This window comes from Rhodopirellula sp. SH410, from assembly GCF_055811895.1.
Window position 1 is genome coordinate 1,898,559 of the sequence record NZ_CM147949.1, and the last position, 24,322, is coordinate 1,922,880.

Here is a 24,322-nt window from a genome sequence, read left to right on the forward strand (position 1 = left end):
GCGACTAGCTATTAGCTTTCTTGTGTGTCGAGCCGAGACGCGTTCGCGGCCGGGCATTCGGCGGTGTTTGGTGCCCGGCGACACTTGGCTCACAATCGCTTTTCAATCGTCAAATGGATGAACGCGCCCCAGTGGGCAGTTCGCTCGCAGCGATCCGCTGCTGCGAAGCCGCTTAAAAATAGCCGCGTTCTTTTTTCTTTTGCATGCCGACGCCGCCCTCGTCCTGGTCGATCACTCGCCCCTGACGTTCACTGGTACGGGTTAGCAGCATCTCTTGGATCACCTCGGGGAGCGTCGTTGCTTCGCTTTCCACGGCACCCGAGAGCGGGTAGCAACCGAGCGTCCGGAAGCGAACCATTTTGGTCTCTTCGACTTCGCCGGGCATCAAGGGCATCCGCTCGTCATCCCGCATCAGCAGCACGCCATCGCGGCGAACGACTCTGCGGGGCGCCGACAGGTACAGCGGCACGATCGGGATGTTTTCCAGGTGGATGTATTGCCAAACGTCTAGTTCGGTCCAGTTGCTCATCGGGAACACGCGGATCGATTCGCCTTTGTTGACCCGTCCGTTGTACAGGCTCCACAGTTCGGGGCGTTGGTTCTTCGGATCCCAGCGGTGCGATTTATCGCGGAAGCTGAAAACACGTTCCTTGGCCCGGCTCTTCTCTTCGTCACGGCGGGCGCCGCCGAACGCGGCATCGAACTGGTATTTATCCAACGCGGCCTTGAGCGCGTCGGTTTTCATCAGTTCCGTGTGCCGCTCACTGTCTTCCCAAGGATGGATGTTGAGCTTGAGTGCTTCGGAGTTGATGTGCACGAGCACGTCGAGTCCGAGTTCGCCGCGAACGTAGGTCTCGCGGTGCTCGATCATGTCCTTGAACTTGTAGGTCGTGTCGACGTGCAGCAGTGAGAAGGGCAGTTTCGCTGGATGAAACGCCTTGAGCGCCAGTCGCAGTAGGACGGCGGAGTCTTTGCCGATCGAGTACAGCATTACTGGCTTGTCGAACTCCGCGACGACCTCGCGGAAAATCTGGATGCTCTCGGCCTCGAGTTGCCGCAGGTGAGTGAGGCTGTAATCTGACATGGGAACCGTTGGACGAATGCGTGGGAGGAAAATGGCGGATTTTGTGAGCGTCGAGGCGGGCAAGTATACTTGTCTGGTGAGAATTCAACAGCCCTGCCGATTGGCGGCAGTGCTATTCAAAACGCCCCTTGCGAGACAGTTGCAGCACCACGCCCTGTCCCTCGGTATCCTGTCCCTCGGTATCCAGTCCCTCGGCCTCGGATGGCTCTTCGCCACCAACGGCCTCTTCGGCAACGTCGCCTTCTTCGAGGGCATGAGGGGCCGTTGCATCGTCCGATTCCGTGTCGATCGCCGGCGGCCCGAGCGGGTAGCTGGCGACGACTCGTAGGTCCACGTTCTTGAGGGCACCATGGTGCCGGGCTTCACCGCGTTCCTCGACCCAGCGAGGTCCCTTGACCAGTAGCAGTCGATCGAAGCTGCTCCAGTGGGGTTCGACCCAGCGGCAGAACTTCAGCAAGCTACCGACGGCGCGACTGACGACGGTCGTGAAGCGAAAGTCTTCGAGTAATTGCTCGCCACGGGCGGCGTAAACCGGCACCGCCAGGTTCAGCTCCGTCACCAGTTCATCGAGTACCTTGGCGCGTTTGCCCACCGACTCGGCAAGGGAGACTTCGATATCGGGGCGGAGGATTGCCAGTGGGATGCCCGGCACACCATTGCCGCTGCCCAGATCAAGTACGACTTCGTCGGGCTGGATCAGGTGGGCGAGTTGCAGACAGTCTCGCAGGTCGCGGCCGACAAACAGGTCCCAGGTAGTATGGCGGGTCAGGTTGAGCTGTTCGTTGTACCGCCACATCAATTCGGCATATTGCCGCAGTGACTCGGTGAGCGGCGCGTCGAACTCCATTCCATGTCGTTGCAGGGCAGCCTCGAAGGTGTCATCGGGGCCCAGGTTTTCAGTGTTTTCGTTCATGCTCGCAGGTGATACCAAGCCGTCGGGTACGCGAAAAGGGCGGGACAGATGGTTTGTCGGTTTCGCGGATCGTCTGGGAATCGATTGAGGATCTGCAGGACAGCCCAGAATCGCACCCTGATATCGCTCGCGCGGGCGTGTCTGGATCGCCACACTGACGCGTCGAGTTAGGGGGGTGATCGCCCGCTAGCCACGGTGCTGAGCCCGCTCGCGTGAAAACTCGGGTGCCCGTCCGATGCGGCCAAGCGAAGCTGTCGCCCTCCATCACACGCGTGATTGGTGGGCGGAGGCGGCGGTCCGCCCCGCCCGTCCGCTGCAACGGCGGATGACAAATTTCGACGAATCTCGGTAAATTGCTAGTGGCAGTTTCCATTCGTGCCGATTTTTGGAATTCGTGGCGAATTGGCCGTGTCGAGGCTGAGCGAAAGGGTCTCGCCGGCTCGACCTGCTGCGGTGGGGATTCGTTTTTTAAATTAGTTTGTTCGCTAATTCGCACCGCTAACGAATCGGCAGGAAGCGGCCATGTGCGTGTTTTCTCACGAACCCAATTGGGGTCTAAATAGTCGCTGAACAGGGTGAAAGTGGGTGCCGAAAAAGATTTTTTGTTTCTAAGGGGTTTTTTTGCGTCAATTCCGTCTTGTTCCGAATCTGCGGATCGGTACACTCTGCCTTCCCTGGTCGGAAACAGCGGCCAACGTAGCTCAGTTGGCAGAGCAGCTGATTTGTAATCAGCCGGTCGTGGGTTCGAATCCCTCCGTTGGCTTTTGGATTTCGTCGCTCGTGACCGAACGGGGTGCGTGAGGCTTCGCGAGGTTTTTGTTCATGAAGTGGATTTAGTTTTCCGCTTGGTGGTTTATTTCGGGTGCTACCGCTTAAACAGATTGAAAAACATCGGTATGATGTGCGTCGGCCAGCGGCAACGACCTGGTCGAGGTAAGAAGGACGGAAGAAGACGGAAGTGATTTTTTTGGGGGTTTGCCCGAGTGGTTAAAGGGGGCGGACTGTAAATCCGCTGGCTATGCCTACACAGGTTCGAATCCTGTAGCCCCCATTGAAGAAGTCGCTGGCAATTGGCTGCTAGCCACTGGCAAGACGTGTTGGCAGGTCCATCGCGTCGTTGGTGGGTGGGGCTTTGTTGCTAGTGCTTTGTGTGCGGGTGTAGCTCAATGGTAGAGCAGCAGCCTTCCAAGCTGAATACGAGGGTTCGATTCCCTTCACCCGCTCTCGAGAGAGAAGAAGGCAATTACTGCTAGCACGGTTGTCGGTCGCGGATTTCGTGACTGTCCAGTGGGTGGCTAGCGGTTGGCAGTTTCCTGCTGCTGTAGCTCAGGGGTAGAGCGCCTCCTTGGTAAGGATGAGGTCATGGGTTCAAATCCCATCAGCAGCTTTCGGGGCGTCCGGAGGGTTGGCTTTATTACGTGCAAAGAAGTACGTGGCTGACCCGACCAGATACGGGACGTCCAAACATTTCCGTTTCGTTTCGACTTTTTGAAGGTCGAATGCGATCGGCACGGCCGAGTCGTTAGCGGTCCACCGTGGGTGTGAACACGGTCGCAGGCGACGAGGGCTTTCGCAGAGCGTATCTCAGTGAAAGTAGTGGTGCAGGTTGCAATTGTAGGTGAAATTAGCATGGCTAAGGATAAATTTAACCGGACCAAGCCCCACGTGAACGTCGGGACAATTGGCCACATTGACCACGGTAAAACGACCACGACGGGTGCTATCCTGGCCGTTCAAGCGGCCAAAGGTCTGGCTAAGGCCAAGGGTTACTCCGATATCGCCAAGGGCGGTACGGTTCGTGACGCGACCAAGACTGTGACCATTGCCGTCGCTCACGTCGAGTACGAGACGGAAAATCGGCACTACGCACACATCGATTGCCCGGGCCACGCTGACTTCGTCAAGAACATGATCACCGGTGCCGCCCAAATGGACGGTGCGATCCTGGTTGTGTCGGCTGCAGACGGACCGATGCCACAAACGAAAGAGCACGTTCTGTTGGCTCGTCAGGTCGGCGTGCCTTACATCGTTGTTTACCTGAACAAGTGTGACCTCGTCGACGACGAAGAGTTGCTTGAACTGGTTGAGCTCGAAGTTCGCGAATTGCTTAGCAAGTATGACTTCCCTGGCGATGACGTGCCCGTCATCAAGGGCAGTTCACTGCCTGCGTACAACAACCCTGCCGATCCAGAAGCGTCGAAGTGTATCTCGGAACTGATGGATGCACTCGACGAGTACATCCCTGAGCCTACCCGTGAAGACGACAAGCCATTCCTGATGGCGATCGAAGACGTGTTCTCGATCGAAGGTCGCGGAACGGTTGCGACGGGTCGGATCGAGCGTGGCGTTGTCAAGGTCGGTGAAGAAGTCGAGATCGTTGGTTTGTCGGAAACTCCCGTTAAAACCACCTGCACCGGCGTCGAAATGTTCCGTAAGGAAATGACCGAAGGCCGTTCGGGCGACAACGTCGGTTGCTTGCTCCGTGGTGTCAAACGTGAAGACATTCAACGCGGTCAAGTGTTGGCGAAGCCTAAGAGCATCAACCCACACACCAAGTTCGAAGCCGAGGTGTACTGCCTCAGCAAAGATGAAGGTGGTCGTCACACGCCGTTCTTCAGCGGTTACCGTCCCCAGTTTTACTTCCGCACGACAGACGTCACCGGTACTGCCAACTTGGTCGGCGCCGACATGTGCATGCCTGGCGACAACGTCAAGGTTGAAGTGGAATTGCACAAGCCGATCGCTATGGATGACGGAGTTCGCTTTGCTATCCGTGAAGGTGGCCGGACGGTTGGTTCGGGCGTTGTGACTAAAATCCTCAGCTAGTTAATGGCTTCAGGCCGCCTTGGTGTTTAGCTGAGGAAGGTTTGTCGCTACAATCACATTGCTGGGCCTTGGATGGTGAAGCATTCGCCATCCAAGGCCTCAGTAATTCAGGGGCGTAGCTCAATTGGCAGAGCACTGGTTTCCAAAACCAGCGGTTGTGAGTTCGACTCTCGCCGCCCCTGCTTTTTAACGTAAACAATTCCTGCCGAAATCATTGGCTGTGAAGGACCTAAGGGAATGTCAAAAGAGATTACTCAATCAGGCGCAGCCATGACTCCATTGGTGAGTGAGCTGTTCCATGGGAACGTGTACAAGCCGAATCAGGGACGGATGGTTCGGCAGTTGACGGCGGTGGCAATTTTCGTGATTGTTGCCCTGGGTTGTTGGCGTCTGTATGGGTTTTTGCCCACTGTCATGAGTAACGTTGTGGCCGCGCGGTCGATCGCGGGCGTGATGCTCGCTGCGGGGCTGTGGTTTGGTTTTCGGGTCGTCAATTGGCCGCGTTTTGCGGACTTTTTGATCGCCGTTGAAGCTGAAATGAACAAGGTCACTTGGCCTAGTAAGGACGAACTGAAGCGGGCTGCTGTAGTGGTTATCTTCACGATCTTTTTTCTCGCCGTCACGCTGTTTGCCTTTGATATTGTCTGGCAGTTTATCTTCAACAAGCTCGGGGTTACTTCGTGAGCGATAACGAACTTACCGAAGACGAATTCGTTGAACACGAAGAGGCTCAAGGCGAGGATGAGGTGGAGACTGCGGCAGAATCCGTCAGTGCGTCGGCGGCTCCCATGTTGCCGCCCGCGGCACCTGTCGATCCTAACGCCCCTCCTAAGCCGGAGGTGACTGACGAGGCGCCGATGGATTGGTATATCCTCAAGGTTGCGTTTAATCGCGAAGACTCCATCGCTGATTCACTTCGTAAGAAGGTCAAGATGGAAGGGATGGAGGAGTACTTTGGCGAGATTGTTGTTCCCAGTGAAGACGTAGCCACCTTCACCCGCGACGGGAAACGACGCATCAGCAAACGTAAGTTGCTGCCCGGTTACATCATGGTCTATATGTCGATCAATGATGATACTTGGTTCTTGGTGCGTGAAACCGGTGGGATTAGCGATTTTACTGGATCTGCTGGTAAGCCGATGCCAATGGAACCTGAGGATGTTGAACGCTTCGTCAATCGTCCGTTGGTAGACGATGAGGACGATACCCCGATTAAGACGGCGATCCCATTCAAGGTCGGCGATCGGATACGTGTCAAGGAAGGCAACTTCGAGAACCAGGAAGGTGAAGTGGATGTGGTTGACGAAGCCAACGGTCGCGTTACCGTGATTATTAATATCTTCGGCCGCAGCGTCCCAATGGAACTCGATCACTGGCAAGTCGAACCGCTTTAAGAGATCAAATTACTGTTGGCTGCTAGTTCCTAGCGCTGCTCAACAGCGAACATTTACTGTATTCCAAGTTTCCTGACCCTTGATAGCGTACGCTCCGCAGCGAAAACTGCGTTTTCCCAGCGAGCCGCTAATCGCAAACAGCTGATAGCTACATTCATGGCAAAACAAGTCACTGGCCAAGCCAAATTTCAAGTTCCCGGCGGACAAGCCACTCCCGCACCTCCCGTCGGTACGTCGTTGGGTAAGTTCGGCGTCAACCTGGGCCAATTCGTTCAGCAGTTCAACGACCGTACGAAGGAATACAACGGCACGCCGATTCCAGTGGTCGTAACGGTTTACAATGACCGTAGCTTCGACTTCATCACCAAGAGCCCACCGGCAGCTTCGATGCTCAAGTTGGCTGCTGGTATCGCCAAAGGCAGCGGCGTTCCTAATAAGGATAAAGTCGGTAAGGTCACGGCTGCACAGTGCGAAGAAATCGCGCAAAAGAAGATGCAAGACCTCAACGCACGTAGCGTCGAACAAGCCGCGATGATGATCCAAGGCACTGCCCGGAGCATGGGCATCGTCGTCGAAGGCTAATCGTCTCGCCGACGATTTGTGTGCGTCGGCCGATGAGCGAATCATCGGCACGCACGTAGTTGGAAAAGTATCGTTGAAGCGCGTGCCCTTGAGACGTGACATCGGCTTTTGAATCACGGGCGTTGGCCACGCGGTGTTATCTAAACTGCCCGCAGATGTGCTCGGATCCGAGTGGGGCTCGTTTTTCTTTGTTCTTTCGCGGATGACGCGTCGCACGCGTCTAAAAAGGGCGAAGCGGCGTTATCGCATCGTCTCCGTGTCCCAACGCAGTGCAGTTGGTGTGACCCCCCCCATCGCGGTTTTGCGGAGTGCGAGACAGATCGAGAGCATCTCGCAGCAGGTGCCGTTCTTCATCGCGTTCTGATCGGGCTGCAGTTTGGGGATCCAACGCGAATGGAAGCCCGTTCAGCGAGCGAGTTTTTCGGTTTGTTTAGCCGACGTTGAATTTGCTTTGCGCGGGTGAAGCGGCAGTTGCAGCATTCGAGGTGAACCGTAGTTGGACTCCAGGCAGATGCTGCCGTCGAGGTGCTCGACCAACCCGGTGCAGTTTTCGATCCAGTCCCCAGTGTTTAGATACAGCATGTCTTCGCTGTATACGATTGAGGGCGTGTGTGTGTGACCGCAGACGACACCGTCGCAGTTTTGTTCGCGGGCATGTTGCATGATGGCGGGCTCAAAACCGCTGAGCCACATCACTATCCGTTTGACGGCGGACTTCAATGATGCGCAGGCACCGTATGGGTTTTTGCGTCTTCTTCCCGGCAGGCGATTGAACAATCGGTTTGCACTGAGTACCGCGTCGTAGGCAAACGAAGTGGCTTTGGATACCCACTGTGCTTGGGTTTCGACGACATCAAAAAGGTCGCCGTGGGTGATTAGAAAACGCCATCCTCCTACCGATTCAAACACGAATTCGTTAGCGAAACGAATATCTGAAAATTGGTCTGGAATCATCCCGAGGCTATGTTCGTTCCGCAAGAACGAGTCATGGTTGCCGGGGACGTAGAATACCTCGGTTCCCTGAGCGATGAGAGATTCGATGTGATCGATCATTTCCTTGCACGCACCCGACCAGTGCCATCCCTGGTTGCAGCGCCAACCGTCGATGAAATCACCGACGAGGTAAACCTGTTCGGGAGCATAGGATCGCAGGAACTCGAGGCACTGAGCGGCTTGGGAGTGTTTAGACCCCAGGTGCACGTCGCTAATCAAGAGAGTGCGAACGGCCGTCTTGGGAGATGAGTGTTTCGCCATTTTGTTTTGCTGACCTTCGCGAAAAGATGGGCGCCCGACTGGTTGTCTCTACCGATTGTGGCAACGGGCTCAGTTTAACCTAGAACAGGGGCATGCAAGCCTTTTTTTTGAGACGGCGGTGATGATTCCTTTTGTGGGCTTAGCGGGTTTGTATTCAGGCGTTGGCGTGACTATGATTTGCGGCAGGGGCGATTTTGTCTTTTTGGGTCACTGTCCCCTGTCCGCTCATCTTCTCACCTTTACCGACGACAGAGTTCTGCGGAAGCCACGGTTTTGGCCGTTTGTGTCGTATTTATTTTTCGATTGTGAGTCGTGCGTCTGCGCTAGGATGCCCTCACTTTTCGACTATGCCTTCGGGAAACTTTTCATGTACCCACCCAGCCCTCAGCGATCTTTTCGGCTGTTTTCCTGCCTCGCGACGGTGGCGGTTTTTGCTCTCAGCGGAGCCACGGCCGATCGTGGCCACGCCGCTGGCACACCCGAAATTTCGGTGGCGGAGCAGGATCCCGATTTCGCAATTCAGGGGGAGTACGTCGGCATTGATCGCGCGATGCAGGTGATTGCTGCCGGTGATGGGGAGTTTGACGTGGTGATCTACGAAGGCGGTCTGCCGGGCGCCGGGTCGCGGGGGGAACCACGCCGCATCGAAAGCGATATTGATTCGATTGGCGAGTTAATCGAATCGATGGGTATGAAGCGTGTCGAGCGGACGAGTCCTACGCTGCAACGAGCGCCGCCGAGCGGTGCGATTGTGTTGTTTGATGGCACCGCGGAATCGCTTGCGAAGCATTGGGAGAACGCCCAGCTCAGTGAGGACGGATTGCTCGAGCCAGGCACGATGACCAAGGAGCACTTTGGGGACTACCAATTGCACCTTGAATTTCGAACCCCGTTTGCGCCCGCAGCTCGTGGTCAGGGGCGAGGCAATAGTGGGGTCTACCATCAGGGGCGTTACGAAACACAGGTGCTCGATTCGTTCGGGCTGCAGGGGCTCAATAATGAGGCCGGTGGCATCTACACGTTGAGTGACCCGTCGGTCAACGCGTGTCTTCCGCCGCTGCGTTGGCAGACCTATGACGTCGATTTCACAGCGCCCCGTTTTGATGCGGCCGGCACGAAGACATCCAATGCTCGAATGACGGTGCGTCTGAATGGAATCATGGTCCAGAACGATGTCGAGATTCCTGGATTTACTCCGGGCGCGGCGTTTAGCGACGACATGCCGCGTGGTCCGATCATGCTGCAGGATCATGGCGATCCCGTACGCTATCGCAATATTTGGTTATCTCCGCGAGATGCCAGTCGGGAAGCTGCCCGGCCCATCGTGCCTGGTTTCGAACGCTTCGTCGGTTCGGACTCAACGCCGCTGGCCGATGCGGGCGAAGTTCTGATCAATTCACTCGCCTGTACCGCTTGTCACGCCGACAATGAGTCATTGGCACCCATCCAGCGTGGACCTGATTTGAGCGAAGTGGCGGGGCGCGTTCGCGGTGACGCGATCGTCGCCATGATCGCTGACCCGCACGCGACGAAACGCGGCACGACGATGCCTGATCCTTGGCCGGGTGCGGACTCGGAAACACGCCACCAGAATGCGGAAAAGATTGCGAGCTATCTCGTGCTTCGTGGACGCGGCCAGATTGCCGATCGCAAGGTCAGCCAATCACTCGCCGACCGCGGCAAGGAGCTCTATCACAGCATCGGCTGCGTCGGCTGTCACGGCCCCTTAGACGCGAGCCTGCCGAAAACCCCGCACGCCACGACTGTACCTCTCGGTCAAACCCATCGCAAATACACCGTGCCCTCGCTGATCGATTTCCTGCGGCATTGCAACACAATTCGCGGTGGGCTACGGATGCCGGCGATGGTAGGCACGGCTGAGGAAGTCGCTGCGGTCGCGGCCTATTTAACTCAACAAACGACTGTGGGCGAGCACGACGCAACGTTCACGCGGCGGATTTATCGCGGAGAGTGGCAGAGCCTGCCGAACTTCGACACGCTCGAGGCGGTCAGCTCCGATGAAGTCACTGGATTGAAAATCGATGATATCAATCCTCGCAATCATTTTGCTGCCGTCTTTGAAGCCAATCTGTCAATTGAACAGGACGGGGAGTACACGTTCCTGGTGTCCAGCGATGACGGTAGCGCTCTGGAGATCGATGGTCACCGACTCGCCAACGACGGCATTCATCCCACCACGACAAAGCAGGAGAGCTACAAGCTCACCGCGGGCGTGTATCCCATTCGTATTGAGTACTTTGACGGTGGTGGACAAGTTGAGCTCAAGGTGGAAATGATTGACCCGCGTTTGGGACGCGACAACATCACCGCGTGGATCACCGATGGCGAGCAAGGCGAACCCATTGATTTGCTGCCGAGCGAATTCAGTCCGAATGAAATGCTCGTCGAGCAAGGTAAAGAACTGTTTCACAACGCAAACTGCGTGGCGTGTCATGCTTTCGATACGGAGACCTCACCAGCGGCCGCGTCGACGTCGACGGCAGCGCCACTGGATCGCTTAGGGTCTGCCGGCGGATGCTTGGCAGAGCAAGTCGTATCACCAGCGATCGATTATGGGCTGGGGGCGACCCAGGTCGCTGCGATTGGGGCGGCCTTGGACCGTCGTCGCGATGGCGAGCTCCCGCCGCCTGACGATGCCCGTCGGGTGCACGCCACGATGATGTCACTGAATTGTTTTGCCTGTCATGAACGTGGAGGGATCGGCGGCCCCGAGTCTTCTCGCGACGCGTTCTTCCAAAGCACCATGCCCGAGATGGGGTTGGAAGGACGATTGCCACCCTCGCTCAGCGGCGTCGGCGATAAACTCAACGATCAATACCTGCGCCAAGTTTTGAAGTCGGGTGGGAACACACGCAAGTATATGCTGACGCGGATGCCCGCTTTCGATCATGAGAAACTCGCTGACTTTGAGGCCGCGATCGTGCAGCTCGACCGCAGCGATGTGATGGACCCCGTCGAGCAGACCGAAACGCTCGAAGACGTTCAGATCGAGGGACGAAAACTCTGTGGCAACGGAGGTTTGTCGTGCATCAAATGTCACAGCTACAATGGCAACACCGGCGGTGGCCTCGGCGCGATTGACATGCTGCTGATGCCGGAGCGACTTCGTCCTGAGTGGTTTCAACGCTATCTCAAGGACCCGACGAAGTATCGTCCCGGTACGCGAATGCCGAATAGCTTTATCGATGGACGAAGTGCCATCACGGATGTGTTCGACGGTGATCCCGATAAACAAATTGATGCGATTTGGCGATATCTGTTGCTGGGTACCGCAGCGAAAGAGCCCCAGGGGCTCAATCAATCTGCGATCGTGCTGGCGGCGACGGAGCGGCCGCGCATCTACCGGAATTTCTTTGACGGTGTTAGCCCCCGCGGCATTGGTGTCGGCTATCCAGGCGAGCTGGATTTGATCTGGGACGCCAATCAAATGTCATGGGCACAAGTCTGGAAGAATGATTTCATGGACGCGTCGAAGCATTGGCGCGGCCGTGGGCAAGGGACTCAGCGGCCACTCGGCGATGCCATCATTGCGTTTGATCCCTCGCCTGCACTCGCCCTGCTGGACTCCGTCTCCGCCGCCTGGCCGACGCAATCCGCTCGGGAACTGGGGTATCGGATGCGGGGGTACACGCTCGATGACGACGGCAATCCGACGTTCCGATATTCGATCGGTCAGACGACCGTCGAAGATCAACCGATTCCCACTGACGATGGGTTCGAACGACGTTTAACCATTCACGCGGCAGCCACCGCGCCAACTGAAACCTTGGTTTGGCAGATTGCAACGGGACAAATCGTGCCGATTGACGGCGGGTATCGTATCGATGGCCGAGTCACGGTGAACGTCGAGGGTGCCGATGCCCAACTGCTAAGCGTTGACGGGAAACAGGTCCTTCGAGCCACGATCCCATCTGCTGCCACCACGACCGTATCACAAACCATTCGCTGGTAAACATAGACATGATTCTTACTCGCTTACTTTCGCTTTTTACCGCGTTGTCATTGGCTGCGACCGCTTCGGTCTGTGCCGAGGCTCCGACGGAGAACGACTTTTACACGATCACCACGTTCGAGACGCCGCCTGATGAGGTCATCGAAGCGTGTGGTTTCCAGCGAATGCCTGATGGTGCCCTCGCAGTGTGTTCGCGGCGCGGCGATATCTTCATGATCACCGATCCGCTCGCCGATAAGGTCACCGCGGATCAGTTCCACCTGTACGCCCGGGGGCTGCATGAACCATTGAATCTCGCACTGCGGGACGGTTGGCTGTATGCAGTCCAACGCCCAGAGGTGACGCGGATGCGAGACGCTGATGGTGATGGACTTGCTGATGTCTTTGAGACCTACGCCGATGGCTGGGGGATCTCCGGGGACTATCATGAGTATGCATTCGGATCGAAGTTCAATGCCGATGGCACGATGTTCATCACCCTGTGTTTGACAGGATCTTTCAATAGCGACGTGCCGTTCCGCGGTTGGGCGATGAAGATCACACCGGATGGTCAAACACTGCCACTTAGCAGTGGCGTGCGCTCACCCGGCGGTATGGGAACCGACATGGATGGAAATGTTCTGTATACCGACAACCAAGGCCCTTGGAACGGCACGTGTGGATTGAAACTACTGCAGCAGGGAAAGTTCGTCGGCCATCCCGGTGGGTTTCGTTGGTATGAGCAAGCACCCTCGATGGGGCCGCCGCCGACTGAACCAGCCAGCCCCAGTCGCATGTACGTCGAAGCAGCCAAAATCCCTGAATTGATCCCGCCCATCGTTTTGTTTCCCTATGACAAAATGGGTAAAAGTGCGTCGGGCATCGCCTGCGATACCACGGACGGAAAATTTGGTCCCTTCGCCGGGCAGTTGTTCATCGGCGACCAAACGCAAAGCCGCGTCATGCGTGTGTTCACCGAACAGGTCAACGGCGTCTGGCAAGGAGTCTGTTTTCCGTTTCGTAAAGGCTTTGCATCCGGTAACGTCGGCGTGGAGATGGACGCCAGCGGCGCGCTGTTTGTCGGTGGAACGAACCGCGGATGGGGTTCGGTGGGGCCGCGGGAGTTTGCTGTCGAACGGCTCGATTGGAATGGCAAAGTGCCCTTCGAAATCAAAGAGATGCGGCTTCAGAAAGATGGGTTTGAGTTGGTCTTTACCCAACCGGTTGATGTCGCCACTGCGGCCGACCCGGCCTCCTACCAGATGTCAACCTACACCTACGAGTACCGTGCCCAGTACGGCAGTCCAGAAGTCGATACGACCCACCCCACAATCACCTCGGCAACCGTTTCAGACGACTCCACTAAAGTCCGTTTGGTCGTCGATGGCTTGCAACGCGGGCATGTCCATGAACTGCATGCCAATGGTGTGCTCGGCAAAGATGGAAATGGTTTGCTTCACCGGGAAGCATACTATACGCTCAATGAACTGCGATAGCGGATCGAGAGGCGACCGTCGCCAGAGGGTGGATCGGGTTACAGAGAAACGCCGCCACGGCCTGGCCCGCGTCGCGGAGCGGTCCGGGACGCTCAGGCATCCTTCCCGGGTGTGCGTTTCATAACCGTCGCGGAGCGGAGCGGCGGCGGCCAGGGCGGTAGTACGCGGCCTGGCGATTCATCCCGGGGGCAATGCGTGACTGCGGTTTCTCGAGGGGCAACCAACTGGCATCATCAACAACCTCACCGAATCCCAACTCAATCATGCGAAAAACAGGCGTCACAAAAACAGTTGGATGCGCAGCTTTCGCGGGGCGAAAGGCGACACTTCTGTGTCTGCTTGTCGGCGGATGGGCTGCGACGGTTGCAATCGCGGATGATTCTGAACTGATTCGTTTCAATGAACAGATCCGCCCCATCCTCTCGGAGAAGTGTTTCGAGTGCCATGGGCCGGATGAAGAGACTCGGGCGGCTGACTTGAGGTTGGATGTTTTCGAGGATGCTGTCGATTATGGCGCGATCGTGCCGGGGGCGCCCGACGAAAGCGTGCTCGTGGAGCGCATTCTCGCCGACGATGCCGACATGATCATGCCGCCGCCGCAGTCGCACAAGTCGCTCGATGAGGCACAGAAAAATCTGCTCAGCCAGTGGATACAGCAAGGTGCGGTCTATCAGCGGCACTGGTCATTCGAACCCCTTCCCACGGAGCATGACGAAACCAGAACGATCGATGATTTCATTGATGAGGCGATTGCGAAAAAACACCTAGCCGTGTCGCCTCCGGCCTCGTCGGAGCGATGGCTGCGGCGGGTGACGCTCGATCTGACCGGGCTGCCGCCCACGCTCGCTGAGATCGACGACTTCGTAGCGGATGATGGACCAGCGGCGAGGGGCAAAGTGGTCGATCGTTTGTTGGCTTCGACCGCCTACGCGGAACGGATGGCCGCCGAATGGCTGGACGTTGCCCGCTACAGTGACACGTATGGTTATCAAGTCGATCGGGATCGCTTCGTGTGGCCGTGGCGTGACTGGGTGATCGAGGCCTTTCGTCGCAACCTACCCTATGACGAATTCATTGTTGAGCAACTCGCGGGTGATTTGCTGCCTGATCCCACCGACGATCAAATTCTCGCAACGACCTTCAGTCGGCTCCATCCGCAAAAAGTCGAAGGCGGCAGTGTCGAAGAAGAATTCCGTGTGGAGTACGTGATCGACCGGGCACAGACCGTCTCGACCGCTTTTATGGGGCTGACGTTTGAGTGTGCCCGTTGCCATGATCATAAGTTCGATCCACTCTCTCAAAAAGAGTTCTATCAGCTCAATGCATTCTTCGCCAATATTAACGAGGCGGGGCTGTACTCCTATCACACCAGTAGCATCCCCACGCCGACCCTCCGTCTGCCCACCACGGAACAGCGTCAACAGCTCGCTGATGCGGAGCGTGCGGTGGCTGCTGCGGAGACGAAGTACAATGCTGCGGTGAAGGCCATTGATGTCGATGCGGCCCTCTCGCTAGGCACTCCGAGCCCCGAGCTCTTGTTTGACCCGGTTGCGTCGCAGAACTTTGACGATGAGGCGGCAGAGAAGCTGCGGGCTAAGATCATCGATGGAGTTCAAGGCCGCGCCGCCCAGCTGTCCGGTGATGTCGGTGTCTCAGTTGGGCCCGCTGACTTTCGTCGCTGGCAACCTTTTTCGATTTCGCTATGGTTGCAGACGCCCGACGAGAAGGAACGTGCCGTCGTTTTTCATCATTCACTCGGTTGGACCGATGCCGCCAGCCGAGGCTATCAGCTACTCATTGAAGATGGCAAGCTGTCTGCTTCGCTGATCCACTACTGGCCCGGCAACGCTATTAGCATCCGCACGCAAACGGAGGTTCCGGTCGGGGAGTGGCAGCATGTCGCCATGACGTATGACGGTTCAAGCCGAGCGTCGGGGTTGCGGCTCTTCGTCAATGGGAAACTGGCTGAATGTCAAGTTGTCGAGGATAGCCTGACCAAAGAGATCACTACCGGCAACACTCACGACATCACGATCGGTGAGCGTACCCGCGACCGCGGATTCACTGCTGGCCTCGTAGACGAATTCGAAGTCTTCGATCGGCAGCTCACTGCTGCCGAAGTGTCCAAACGATTCCAGCACGAGTCGTTGGAGGGCTTGGGGGATCTGGACGCCGGCTCGACCTTCTCTATTCCAGATCGCCGCGAGTTGATCGCGGCTTATCGAGACCCGGATTGCCGAAATGCGTGGGGCGAATTGACCGCAGCGAGAGAAGCACGGGATCGCTTGCTCGATGCGATTGCCGAGATCATGGTGATGCGAGAATTGCCTGAGCCACGAGACACCTACGTTCTCGGCCGGGGCGTTTATGATCAGCATCAAGAACTCGTCACGGCGGCAACGCCCGCCGCATTGCCGCCGATGGGCGAGGTCGAGCCTAGGAATCGCTTGGGACTCGCGCATTGGTTGACTCGTGAAGATCACCCCCTGACCGCCCGCGTGGCCGTGAACCGGTACTGGCAACTGCTCTTTGGGCGGGGCTTGGTAAAGACAACGGAAGACTTCGGGAATCAAGGCACACCGCCATCGCATCCCGAATTGCTCGATTGGCTCGCTCGTGGGTTCATCGATTCGGGATGGGATGTGAAAGAGTTGTTAAAGGCCATGGTGTTGTCGAAGGTGTATCAGCGTGATTCCAACGCGATCGGTGACACTCGTGAACGAGACCCCGAAAACATCTGGCTGGCACGTGGCCCGATCGCGCCGTTGACCGCAGAGATGATTCGTGATGCGGCCCTGGCAGGCAGTGGATTGTTGTCCCGCAAAGTTGGCGGGCCCCCGGCCCGGCCCTATGAGCTGGCGGTCGCGTTCAAACCCGTCACCCCCGATCATGGTGAGGGGCTGTATCGACGGAGTCTCTATACCTATTGGAAACGGACATCGCCCGCTCCCGTGATGTTGGTCCTGGACGCCTCGACGCGGGACGTCTGTAGCGTGCGACGTGAGCGAACGAGTTCACCGTTGCAGGCAATGGTTCTGCTCAACGGCCCCCAATACGTCGAAGCCGCCCAGGGCGCCGCGGCGCAAGTCGTCGACGAGCTCGGCCCCCAGGCTGAGCCCCGGCGACGGGTCGAACGCCTCTTTCAATTGTTAACGAGCCGCGTACCGAAAAAACTCGAAGCGTCGATTTTGACACGTCTGTACAATGAACAGTTGCAGACGTTTTCTGAAGAGGACGGTGCGGTAGCAGAATACCTCGGCATTGGCGAGTTTGATGCCTCCGAGTCAACCGACCCGCTCGGTGTCGCGACGCTCTCGATCGTGGCGCAAGCGATCATGAATCTCGACGACTGTTTGATTAAACGCTAGGGAACAGATCGATGAATATTAATTTTGGTGGCAGCCGCCGGCAGTTCCTCAACGACTTTGGAATGGGGCTGGGAGGTTTGGCGCTAGCGGATTTGATGTCGGGATCCGCCGCGGCAGGTGCTGCCGATTTGTCGGATGCGACTTCACTGCCCAGGAGTGCTGCGCTGGCGGCCCTGCATCATGCCCCGCGAGCCAAACGAGTGATCTACTTGTTTCAAGCCGGCGGGCCCTCGCAGATGGATTTGCTCGATCACAAACCGCTCCTGAACCAATTGGAGGGGACTCAGTTGCCCGCTGAAGTCCGCGGTGGACAGCGTCTGACGGGGATGTCCGGCAATCAATCGAGCCTCCCGCTGGTCGGGTCTCCGTTTCCGTTTGCTCAGCACGGCAAAAGCGGCGCGTGGATGAGTGATCTGCTGCCCCATACGGCGAAGATTGCCGACGAACTCTGCATCGTGAAATCGATGTACACCGAAGCGATCAATCATGGCCCGGGCGTGACATTCCTGCAAAGTGGCAGCCAGCTGCCGGGGCGGCCAAGTATCGGGGCCTGGCTCAGCTACGGTCTCGGCAGCGAAAACGAAAATCTGCCGGCTTTCGTCGTCTTGCTGACCAAGAACAAAGGCGGCCAGCCACTGGCAGCCCGTCTCTGGGGGTCCGGTTTCCTACCCTCCGAATATCAAGGAGTGCAGTTTCGCAGCGCCGGCGACCCGGTGCTCTATCTTCGCAATCCCGCTGGCGTGACCGCCTCGGCGCGGCGTGGCATGCTCGATGCCATGAACGAATTGCATCAGTTGAAAATCGAAGCCGAGTCGGACCCCTTTGTCGAAGCGCGGATCGCCCAGCACGAACTTGCGTTCCGGATGCAGATGTCGATCCCTGACGTTACGGATATCTCCGGTGAAACACAGAGTACACTAGACTCGTATGGACCCGACGTGAATGATCAAGGGACGTTCGCATCGAACTGTCTTTTGGCTCGGCGACTTGCTGAACGGGGTGTGCGATTTATCCAGCTCTATCACCAGGGATGGGATCAACATGGCGGGTTGCCGAAGCACTTACCGGTGCAGTGCAAGGAAACCGACCAGCCCGCTGCCGCGCTCGTTAGCGATCTCAAAGCACGTGGCATGCTCGACGACACACTCGTGATCTGGGGTGGCGAGTTCGGACGCACTAACTACTGCCAAGGCACGTTCACGCCAGGCAACTTTGGACGCGACCATCACCCCCGCTGCTTCACCATGTGGATGGCGGGTGGCGGCATCAAACCTGGCGTGTCATACGGCGAGACCGATGAATACGGCTACAACGTGGTCACTGATCCCGTCCATGTGCATGATTTCCAGGCGACGATGATGCACCTCCTCGGGATCGATCACGAGCGACTAACCTACCGCTATCAAGGCCGACAATTTCGCTTGACCGATGTGCATGGCAACGTGGTCAAACCGATTCTAGCGTAACGGTCTGTTGGACCTGGCGTCAGCCTTCCTGGAAGCGATTACACGGTGATTTTTGGCTCAAAACGAATCTCTCCATGGCATCTTCGTCCCCATCCGGCAGGCAGTCGCTTGTTTTTGTTTCGGCACTTGGCGGTCTTTTATTCCTTCAGAAGGCTCAGACTCATCCGACCAAAGCGTGCTTCGGTCACTCTCGCAACGACAATCGCTGATATGCGGTTTTTTCAGTGCAGACTCAGAGTGATGGATGTCACCGCACGCCATTGGTAGTGGATCTTGTGAGGACGCGCCCGACAAAAGTCTCATGCTACCGGCTTCTTTCGTGGGCGAGATGCGTTACCTTTTGCTGTCTGGATTTAGCTTTTTTCTTCGAGTGGTCGGTTAGTCAGTGAAAACCATCGAACTACCTACGCAGCAAAGACTTTTCGACCCGTTCGAGGGCGTCATCGGCCCCATGGGGCGAAAGATGATTGACAACGGATGGCAGGGCCTCCTTCGCGACGTGCTCTTGGAGCAGATGCCCATCGGCCTCGTCGGTGAGCATCTCAGTGACGATCAAGGACGACCAACCTTTGAGTTGCACGCGATCATCGCGCTCCTCTGGATCCGTGACTTTCAAGGTTGGACTGTCCCCCAGGCCCACGAAGCACTGCTGTTCCGAACCGACATCCAGTACGCACTGAACTTGGAGCCAAGCACCGAAGTCACTCAGCGAACCATTGAACGCTACATCGCTCGAATGCAAAGCAACGAGAAGATCAGTGAGGAGATCTTCGCAGGCGTTACCGACACCCTGCTGCAAAGCATGGAAGTCAAAGTCAAAAAACAGCGTCTCGATTCCACCCATGTGCTCAGCGACATGGCCACCCTGGGACGCGCCCAAATGATCGGCGTGGCCCTGCGGCGGTTCTTCAAGAAAGTCGAAAAGCACGACGCTCAGTCTGGTTCGGCTAGGCTGATCGACCGATTTGACGACGAGCTTTTGGCCCGCTACCGCAAGCAATCCGACAGCCGAATCTTTGGCGACGCACGCACTACCGAACAGCGGAAAATTGCGTTGCAGCAAGCCGCCGAAGACCTCTGCTTAATCCTCAATGAATTAACCGAAACCAAACCGATCTGCGACTGGGACTCCTTCAAACAACTGCAAACGATCTTTAACCAGCAGTGCGAACTTCGGGAAGAATTCGTCGAAGTTCGCAAGAAAACCGGCGGCCATGTGATCGTCAATCCGTCGGATCCCGACGCGACCTACAGCGGTCACAAAGGAGCCGGATACCAGGTTCAAATCGCCGAGACGTTCAACGAAGACGGCGAGCCGAACTTGATTACTTCGGCCAAAGTCGAAACCGCTGCGGACAACGACGCCGATGCGGTCTCGCCGGTGTTGGAGGACTTGAAAAAGCGGGATGTCATGCCAGACGAACTGCTGGCTGATACCGCTTACGGTGGCGACGCCAACGTCGAGTCGGCTAAGCAAGAAGGCGTCGAATTGGTCGCTCCGGTGCCAGGCTCGAAGAAGTACGATGCTGATGAAATCGGCTACGACCAATTCAAGCTCAACTGCGCCGGTGAACTGGAGTCTTGCCCGGCTGGTCACGCTCCCGAGTCGACCAACTACAACGCCAAAGGCGACTACACTTTCGCACAGATGGATCCCGAGAAGTGCCAGCACTGCCCGCTGCTTGCACACTGCCGCGTTCAACGCAATCGGGACACCGAGCAGCCGACCGGCCGCATTCAATTTACCGGCAGTGCGGTTCGAGCCGACGCGCGTCGTCGCCACGAGCAGAGCGACGAGTTCCGCGATAGGTACCGTTGGCGGTCGGGTATCGAAGGGACCAACGGTTGCCTCAAGCGAATGATGGGCTTGGGTCGGCTCCGCGTTCGCGGCCACAATGCGGTGAAGCTTTCGATCCTACTGAAGCTGGCCGGTTGGAATCTGCTTCGAGCGGTGGCAATGCGCCGCCAGCGAAAGAATTCGCTCCAATTGGCCATCAACTAGGAGGAACAGGGGCAATAGGCGACTAGGACGACGGTTCATGTAGAGCCTGCGACTCCTCGACAGTCAAACCAGGGCCTCGAGAGAGGCCTCGGCTAAAAAATTTTGCACCACCCAAAAAAGTCGCCCGCAGCAAAGCTACCTAATGTCGGGCGCGTCTGTGAGAGATCCATCGTCACCGGATCTTTAGCAAACTTTACTACGCCAGCTATTGCCGCCATGGCGGCGCGAATCGGGTTGAGATCCACGTAGGCCGCACACGCTAATGAACTCGCTTGATCGAGGAGTGGCCGATCGAACCGGCCCTACTGGCTGCGATTGGTGCCAGGGAACGTCGGTAGAAGGTGCAAAGGAGACCGAGCAGCAATGGACTTAACCGCTCCAGTGACCCCTTCCCGGCCTGAAAGGTTGTTTAGCACGCTGCGAGTCCTATCTGCTAGAATCATTCTGACGAATCAGTCGTCCTGATTCCGCGTCCAGCATCACCCAGTGTGGCGACAACGTTCAGCGCACGATCTGTCCGCACGCCAGGCGAGCGGCTCAACCGGTCCAGTTGGGTTTTTTCTACGCCTGACATGCAGATAGCTCGCAATTATTTCTGTCCCGCAATGATTTCAGGTGCAGTATGAAGCGACTTCATTTTTCACTGCGTTATCTCATGCTGGCAGTTGCACTTGTCGCCGCGGCCATTGGGATCGCCGTCCAGAGTTCACGCTCGTCGCGAAGAATGGGTGATGTTGAAAAGCGTCTTTCCGAGACCGAAAGAATTCTCAATGAAGTGGCCATGCCGCGATATCCGAGTGCGCGTGTAGTCGTAACCATGCCGGATGGTCGGCAAGGAGGAAGCCCATTGTTGCAGATGACATCAGGCCGATTAGAGGATCACGACCGCCGAATGATGACCAATTGGAGTGGGCCAGAGGAATGGGGCAATGCATCGTCCGGAGGTTACTTTTGGCGATACATTGGGTCAGAGGGTGATCGTGACATTTACGAGTTTGTCGTCGTCTTTGGGAAGCGATTGCCAGCAGAGCCAGACGAACGAGCTAATTCAGCAGTCGTTCGATACGTTTCGTTTCGGAATGCTCCTCTCAATGTCATTGCCAAACACGGATTTTCGATTGCTGTTGCCCCTTGACTCGCATCGAGCGACAGACCATGCGGTGAACCGAAGCCGCCGATGACGCGTTTTTTGAAATCATAGATTTCTGACGGCAGTTCGCTTACCGCCAGCGTTAGTTGAGTCTTGGCGAGCATCCGTGGGAATCGAGCTATCGACCAGAAACTCGATAAGACAGGCAATGCCCAGACGCTTTTCTCTGCTTCGATTGTTCCTCGTACTAGCGACCGCCACGATCGTGATCGCTCTTTTCGTTTGGCTACGTCTCGAAGCAGTCTTTCCAATTTTGACTGTAACGCATCCTGTAGCTTCGCCCTCAGGCGACAAGATAGCTTTTGTGACGATCCGTGGCGGAACAGGCGTAGGAGCGTCATCAGAAGTGGACACTGATACAATCAGCCAGCAGTTGTCGGTTCAATCGCGTGCGAATGGTAGGATCATGCACACACAAGCTGAAGTCGGCTTTGACCCATTTCCAATGACCTGGTGACGAAGCGAATCGGACTTGGTTCTCGTTTCCAAAGCTGAACATGACTGTCCATCGCACTTGGTCGCATCACCTGACGATTTACACATCGGCTTGCAGTACGGCGACAACTTTCGTTTTTCGAGACCGGGTCTGGTGCTACCGATCCGGGCTTGAAGTGCGACGACTACTTCCAGGCCCTTTGTGAATTTTGATTGGAACGAAGCGGGTGTCTGCTGTCTCGACTCCGTCGAAGGAAAACGCGAAAAAGGCTCAGCACGACTGATGGTGTACAATCCAAGCACTCGGTTTTCATCACGGATAGCGACTGGAGCATTTGCCTATCCAAGTTGGCTTGATGAACCGACCATTCTGGTTCGCAAGGGTAGTGACGAGCTTTGGGCCTACGATGCGCTGAACGGCAAGTGTTCCATGCTTCATCGTCCATGGCCGCCGTTCCCCGACTGAAATCCAACTGAAGAGGATGTAATGAACCCGTTTAAGTCTCGCCCGCAGGCGATCGCATTTATGTGCGTGAGCGCAGTCGTCGTTTTTGCGTGCATTGCTTCGATCGTTGTCTGGTCGGTTCTCGGTGTAGGGGCGTACTTCAACATGCCGGAGCGTATCGCCCACTGCCCAAATGAATCTCAGTGCCATGTTGATCCGCCAATAGAACGCGGCGGGTAACAATGTTTTGCACGCGGAGCACGGCATTCATGTTTTCACAAAGGGAAAGTCGTCTCTCCGTTCCTGGTGATGGTCGCGGTTCGGCAACAGAGCGTTTTGCATAGAGGGACGTTATGGCTCGTCGGTGATTGGTATTGATCGTCAGCCCGCTCGCTCTGATTCCTTACGCGATGAAAGCGGAGGAACCGACACCGGAGAACCTCACCGATAAGCAGCGTACCAGATTCGACCCTCTCTATAGCGATCGGCTTGAGAGAGGCAAGGTATGGGCGTGCAAGGAGATGCTTCGTGACCTTTGGCACCATGACAATGCCGCCTCCGCAACGGTCTATTTCAACGACTGGTACAAGCGAGTCATTCATCCGAAGTTGGGGCCCATGAAGGCCGTGGCACGCACTGTCAAAGATTGCCTTCGCAATGTCGTCAGCTACTGCACGCACGGTATTGCCAATGCCGTGGCCGAAGGGATGAACGGCAGAATTATGTCGATCAAGCGACGAGTCGGCGGTTTTCGAAACGTCGAAACCTTCAGAACCGCGATCTTTTTCTACTGTGGCGGCTTGGGCCTCTACCCTCGATAGACCCGAATGGACCAAAAGTTGCGTCTATTCTGGGGCCACACCTTTCGCGGGCCGGCACAATTTTTTTTGAGGCCGTGGTGCACGCGATAATAACAGGTTGGTCACCGTTGATCGCAATGGTAAAGACGCAAGCTTGACTGGAGGAAAACTTGCTGACGTACTTCAAACATCGCATTTCCTCTGGATCGATAGAGGGCATTAATAACAATGCCAAAACCGTTCAACGCTAATTATACGGCATTCGCGATTTCGAGTATTTTGAGTTTGTCCTCTACTCCTTCCATTAAAAAAGTACGCTTTAGTCGGAGGATCTCATATTTTTGTTGTGTTTGCACTAAGCTTCGCCTAGGATGCGTTATCTCATACTTAGGGTTGTGTTCGATCGGGTCGCTGGTCGACTCCAATCGGCGGCGTTCCATATCTCAACTCATGCAGGTATTGCTTTGATCGATCGACTCGACAAACATCTGATCGCATGGATGACAACGCTTGATTTTGGTGACGTGACACTTGCCGCGCCCGGTCCAGCAGTCAAGGGCGGCGGGATTCGCGTCCACCTGTGGGAAATCGTCGAAGACCCTCCTCCGCGAGGCATGACAAGACCGCCGCTTCAACTGATCCTCCGGTATCTGATCACCATCAACGACGATGATCCTCTGCAGGCCCATCGTGTGTTGGGAGATCTCATCGTTCACGCTGTCCAGCGTGCCCAAGCTAACCGATGGACGCTTGATTTTCCATCATTGCCGGCGGCGATTTGGTCGGCCTTCGGCACCGCACCGCAACCGTCATTCGTGCTATGCATTCCGTTGCGGCATGAGTGGGATCCGGTGAAAGTGCCTCGGGTAACTCAGTCGCCGGAATTAGCTGGATCGCCCAGCACCCATTTGGTTGGCCAAGTGCTTGGGCCCAATCACATTCCCATCGCTGGGGCGAGGTTGGAACTGCGTTCGTTGGGGCTGGTGACTGAGACGGCTGGTGACGGTCGTTTCCGTTTTGCTTCCGTACCCGCGGGCAAACATTTTCCCAAGCAGGTAGTTGTGACCGCCAAGGGTCAGCAACAGACGATTCATTTGAGCAGCGATTCCGCAGATAAACAATTAATTATCGACTTTGAAATGGTGGAGGTCTGAC

Annotated in this window: 15 protein-coding genes and 5 tRNA genes; 17 read left to right on the top strand and 3 right to left on the bottom strand. The window is 56.5% G+C overall.

All coding sequences use genetic code 11. The features are described 5' to 3' along the window. Positions 1-172 precede the first annotated feature (172 nt). Positions 173-1,084: a sulfate adenylyltransferase subunit CysD gene (gene cysD / locus SH410x_RS07150; protein WP_473675810.1), complete on the bottom strand. Its 912-nt coding sequence runs from the start codon at positions 1,082-1,084 to the stop codon at positions 173-175. 112 nt (positions 1,085-1,196) lie between these two features. Beyond that, positions 1,197-1,997, bottom strand: a complete 801-nt coding sequence (gene rsmG, locus SH410x_RS07155; RefSeq protein WP_473675811.1) for a 16S rRNA (guanine(527)-N(7))-methyltransferase RsmG — start codon at positions 1,995-1,997, stop codon at positions 1,197-1,199. Between the two features lie 690 nt (positions 1,998-2,687). On the opposite strand from rsmG, the gene SH410x_RS07160 reads away from it, so the two are divergent. From SH410x_RS07160 to rplK, 9 genes are all read left to right on the top strand, one after another. Next, positions 2,688-2,760, top strand: a tRNA-Thr gene (locus tag SH410x_RS07160). A 206-nt stretch (positions 2,761-2,966) separates the two neighbouring features. Then, a tRNA-Tyr gene (locus tag SH410x_RS07165) sits at positions 2,967-3,048 on the top strand. 101 nt (positions 3,049-3,149) lie between these two features. After that, positions 3,150-3,220: transfer RNA gene (locus SH410x_RS07170), tRNA-Gly, on the top strand. Between the two features lie 92 nt (positions 3,221-3,312). Beyond that, a tRNA-Thr gene (locus SH410x_RS07175) sits at positions 3,313-3,384 on the top strand. Positions 3,385-3,626: 242 nt separating this feature from the next. Beyond that, a complete protein-coding gene (gene tuf, locus SH410x_RS07180) occupies positions 3,627-4,823 on the top strand; it encodes an elongation factor Tu (RefSeq protein ID WP_473675812.1) in 1,197 nt (398 codons plus the stop codon). 109 nt (positions 4,824-4,932) lie between these two features. Beyond that, a tRNA-Trp gene (locus SH410x_RS07185) sits at positions 4,933-5,005 on the top strand. A gap of 148 nt (positions 5,006-5,153) precedes the next feature. Beyond that, a complete protein-coding gene (gene secE / locus SH410x_RS07190) occupies positions 5,154-5,507 on the top strand; it encodes a preprotein translocase subunit SecE (protein WP_473675813.1) in 354 nt (117 codons plus the stop codon). Further along, positions 5,504-6,217 (top strand): transcription termination/antitermination protein NusG, encoded by a 714-nt coding sequence (gene nusG, locus SH410x_RS07195; RefSeq protein WP_473675814.1) that lies wholly within the window; start codon positions 5,504-5,506, stop codon positions 6,215-6,217. The genes secE and nusG overlap by 4 nt, the downstream gene beginning before the upstream one ends. Positions 6,218-6,373: 156 nt before the next feature. Further along, positions 6,374-6,799, top strand: a complete 426-nt coding sequence (rplK, locus tag SH410x_RS07200) for a 50S ribosomal protein L11 (protein ID WP_473675815.1) — start codon at positions 6,374-6,376, stop codon at positions 6,797-6,799. Between the two features lie 405 nt (positions 6,800-7,204). Here rplK and SH410x_RS07205 read toward each other — a convergent pair whose 3' ends face one another. After that, positions 7,205-8,053 carry a UDP-2,3-diacylglucosamine diphosphatase gene (locus tag SH410x_RS07205; RefSeq protein ID WP_473675816.1) on the bottom strand — a complete coding sequence of 283 codons (849 nt, stop codon included), beginning with the start codon at positions 8,051-8,053 and terminating at the stop codon, positions 7,205-7,207. A gap of 421 nt (positions 8,054-8,474) precedes the next feature. Here SH410x_RS07205 and SH410x_RS07210 point away from each other — a divergent pair, with 421 nt between their 5' ends. The 8 genes from SH410x_RS07210 to SH410x_RS07245 all read left to right on the top strand — a co-directional run bounded on the left by SH410x_RS07210 (position 8,475) and on the right by SH410x_RS07245 (position 24,321). Further along, complete coding sequence (locus tag SH410x_RS07210) at positions 8,475-12,026, top strand: 3-keto-alpha-glucoside-1,2-lyase-like domain-containing protein (protein WP_473675817.1); 3,552 nt, start codon at positions 8,475-8,477, stop codon at positions 12,024-12,026. An 8-nt stretch (positions 12,027-12,034) separates the two neighbouring features. Further along, entirely contained in the window at positions 12,035-13,501 is a 1,467-nt protein-coding gene (locus tag SH410x_RS07215; RefSeq protein ID WP_473675818.1) for a DUF7133 domain-containing protein, read from the top strand. A 263-nt stretch (positions 13,502-13,764) separates the two neighbouring features. Continuing rightward, complete coding sequence (locus SH410x_RS07220; RefSeq protein WP_473675819.1) at positions 13,765-16,869, top strand: DUF1553 domain-containing protein; 3,105 nt, start codon at positions 13,765-13,767, stop codon at positions 16,867-16,869. 11 nt (positions 16,870-16,880) lie between these two features. Further along, entirely contained in the window at positions 16,881-18,335 is a 1,455-nt protein-coding gene (locus tag SH410x_RS07225) for a DUF1501 domain-containing protein (protein WP_473675820.1), read from the top strand. A gap of 385 nt (positions 18,336-18,720) precedes the next feature. Then, a complete protein-coding gene (locus SH410x_RS07230) occupies positions 18,721-20,337 on the top strand; it encodes a transposase (protein ID WP_473668332.1) in 1,617 nt (538 codons plus the stop codon). A gap of 2,398 nt (positions 20,338-22,735) precedes the next feature. Further along, positions 22,736-23,188, top strand: coding sequence for a transposase (locus SH410x_RS07235; RefSeq protein WP_473675821.1), 453 nt, complete (start codon positions 22,736-22,738; stop codon positions 23,186-23,188). Positions 23,189-23,337: 149 nt separating this feature from the next. Beyond that, positions 23,338-23,418, top strand: a complete 81-nt coding sequence (locus SH410x_RS07240; protein WP_473677265.1) for a transposase — start codon at positions 23,338-23,340, stop codon at positions 23,416-23,418. A 213-nt stretch (positions 23,419-23,631) separates the two neighbouring features. Beyond that, complete coding sequence (locus SH410x_RS07245; RefSeq protein ID WP_473675822.1) at positions 23,632-24,321, top strand: hypothetical protein; 690 nt, start codon at positions 23,632-23,634, stop codon at positions 24,319-24,321. Position 24,322: the final 1 nt, after the last annotated feature.

Coding starts and splice junctions, on each gene's coding strand:
- rplK (WP_473675815.1), top strand. CDS start 6,374: ATGGCAAAACAAGTCACTGGCCAAGCCAAATTTCAAGTTCCCGGCGGA.
- SH410x_RS07225 (WP_473675820.1), top strand. CDS start 16,881: ATGAATATTAATTTTGGTGGCAGCCGCCGGCAGTTCCTCAACGACTTT.
- SH410x_RS07205 (WP_473675816.1), bottom strand. CDS start 8,053: ATGGCGAAACACTCATCTCCCAAGACGGCCGTTCGCACTCTCTTGATT.
- cysD (WP_473675810.1), bottom strand. CDS start 1,084: ATGTCAGATTACAGCCTCACTCACCTGCGGCAACTCGAGGCCGAGAGC.
- tuf (WP_473675812.1), top strand. CDS start 3,627: ATGGCTAAGGATAAATTTAACCGGACCAAGCCCCACGTGAACGTCGGG.
- SH410x_RS07220 (WP_473675819.1), top strand. CDS start 13,765: ATGCGAAAAACAGGCGTCACAAAAACAGTTGGATGCGCAGCTTTCGCG.
- rsmG (WP_473675811.1), bottom strand. CDS start 1,997: ATGAACGAAAACACTGAAAACCTGGGCCCCGATGACACCTTCGAGGCT.
- SH410x_RS07215 (WP_473675818.1), top strand. CDS start 12,035: ATGATTCTTACTCGCTTACTTTCGCTTTTTACCGCGTTGTCATTGGCT.
- secE (WP_473675813.1), top strand. CDS start 5,154: ATGGTTCGGCAGTTGACGGCGGTGGCAATTTTCGTGATTGTTGCCCTG.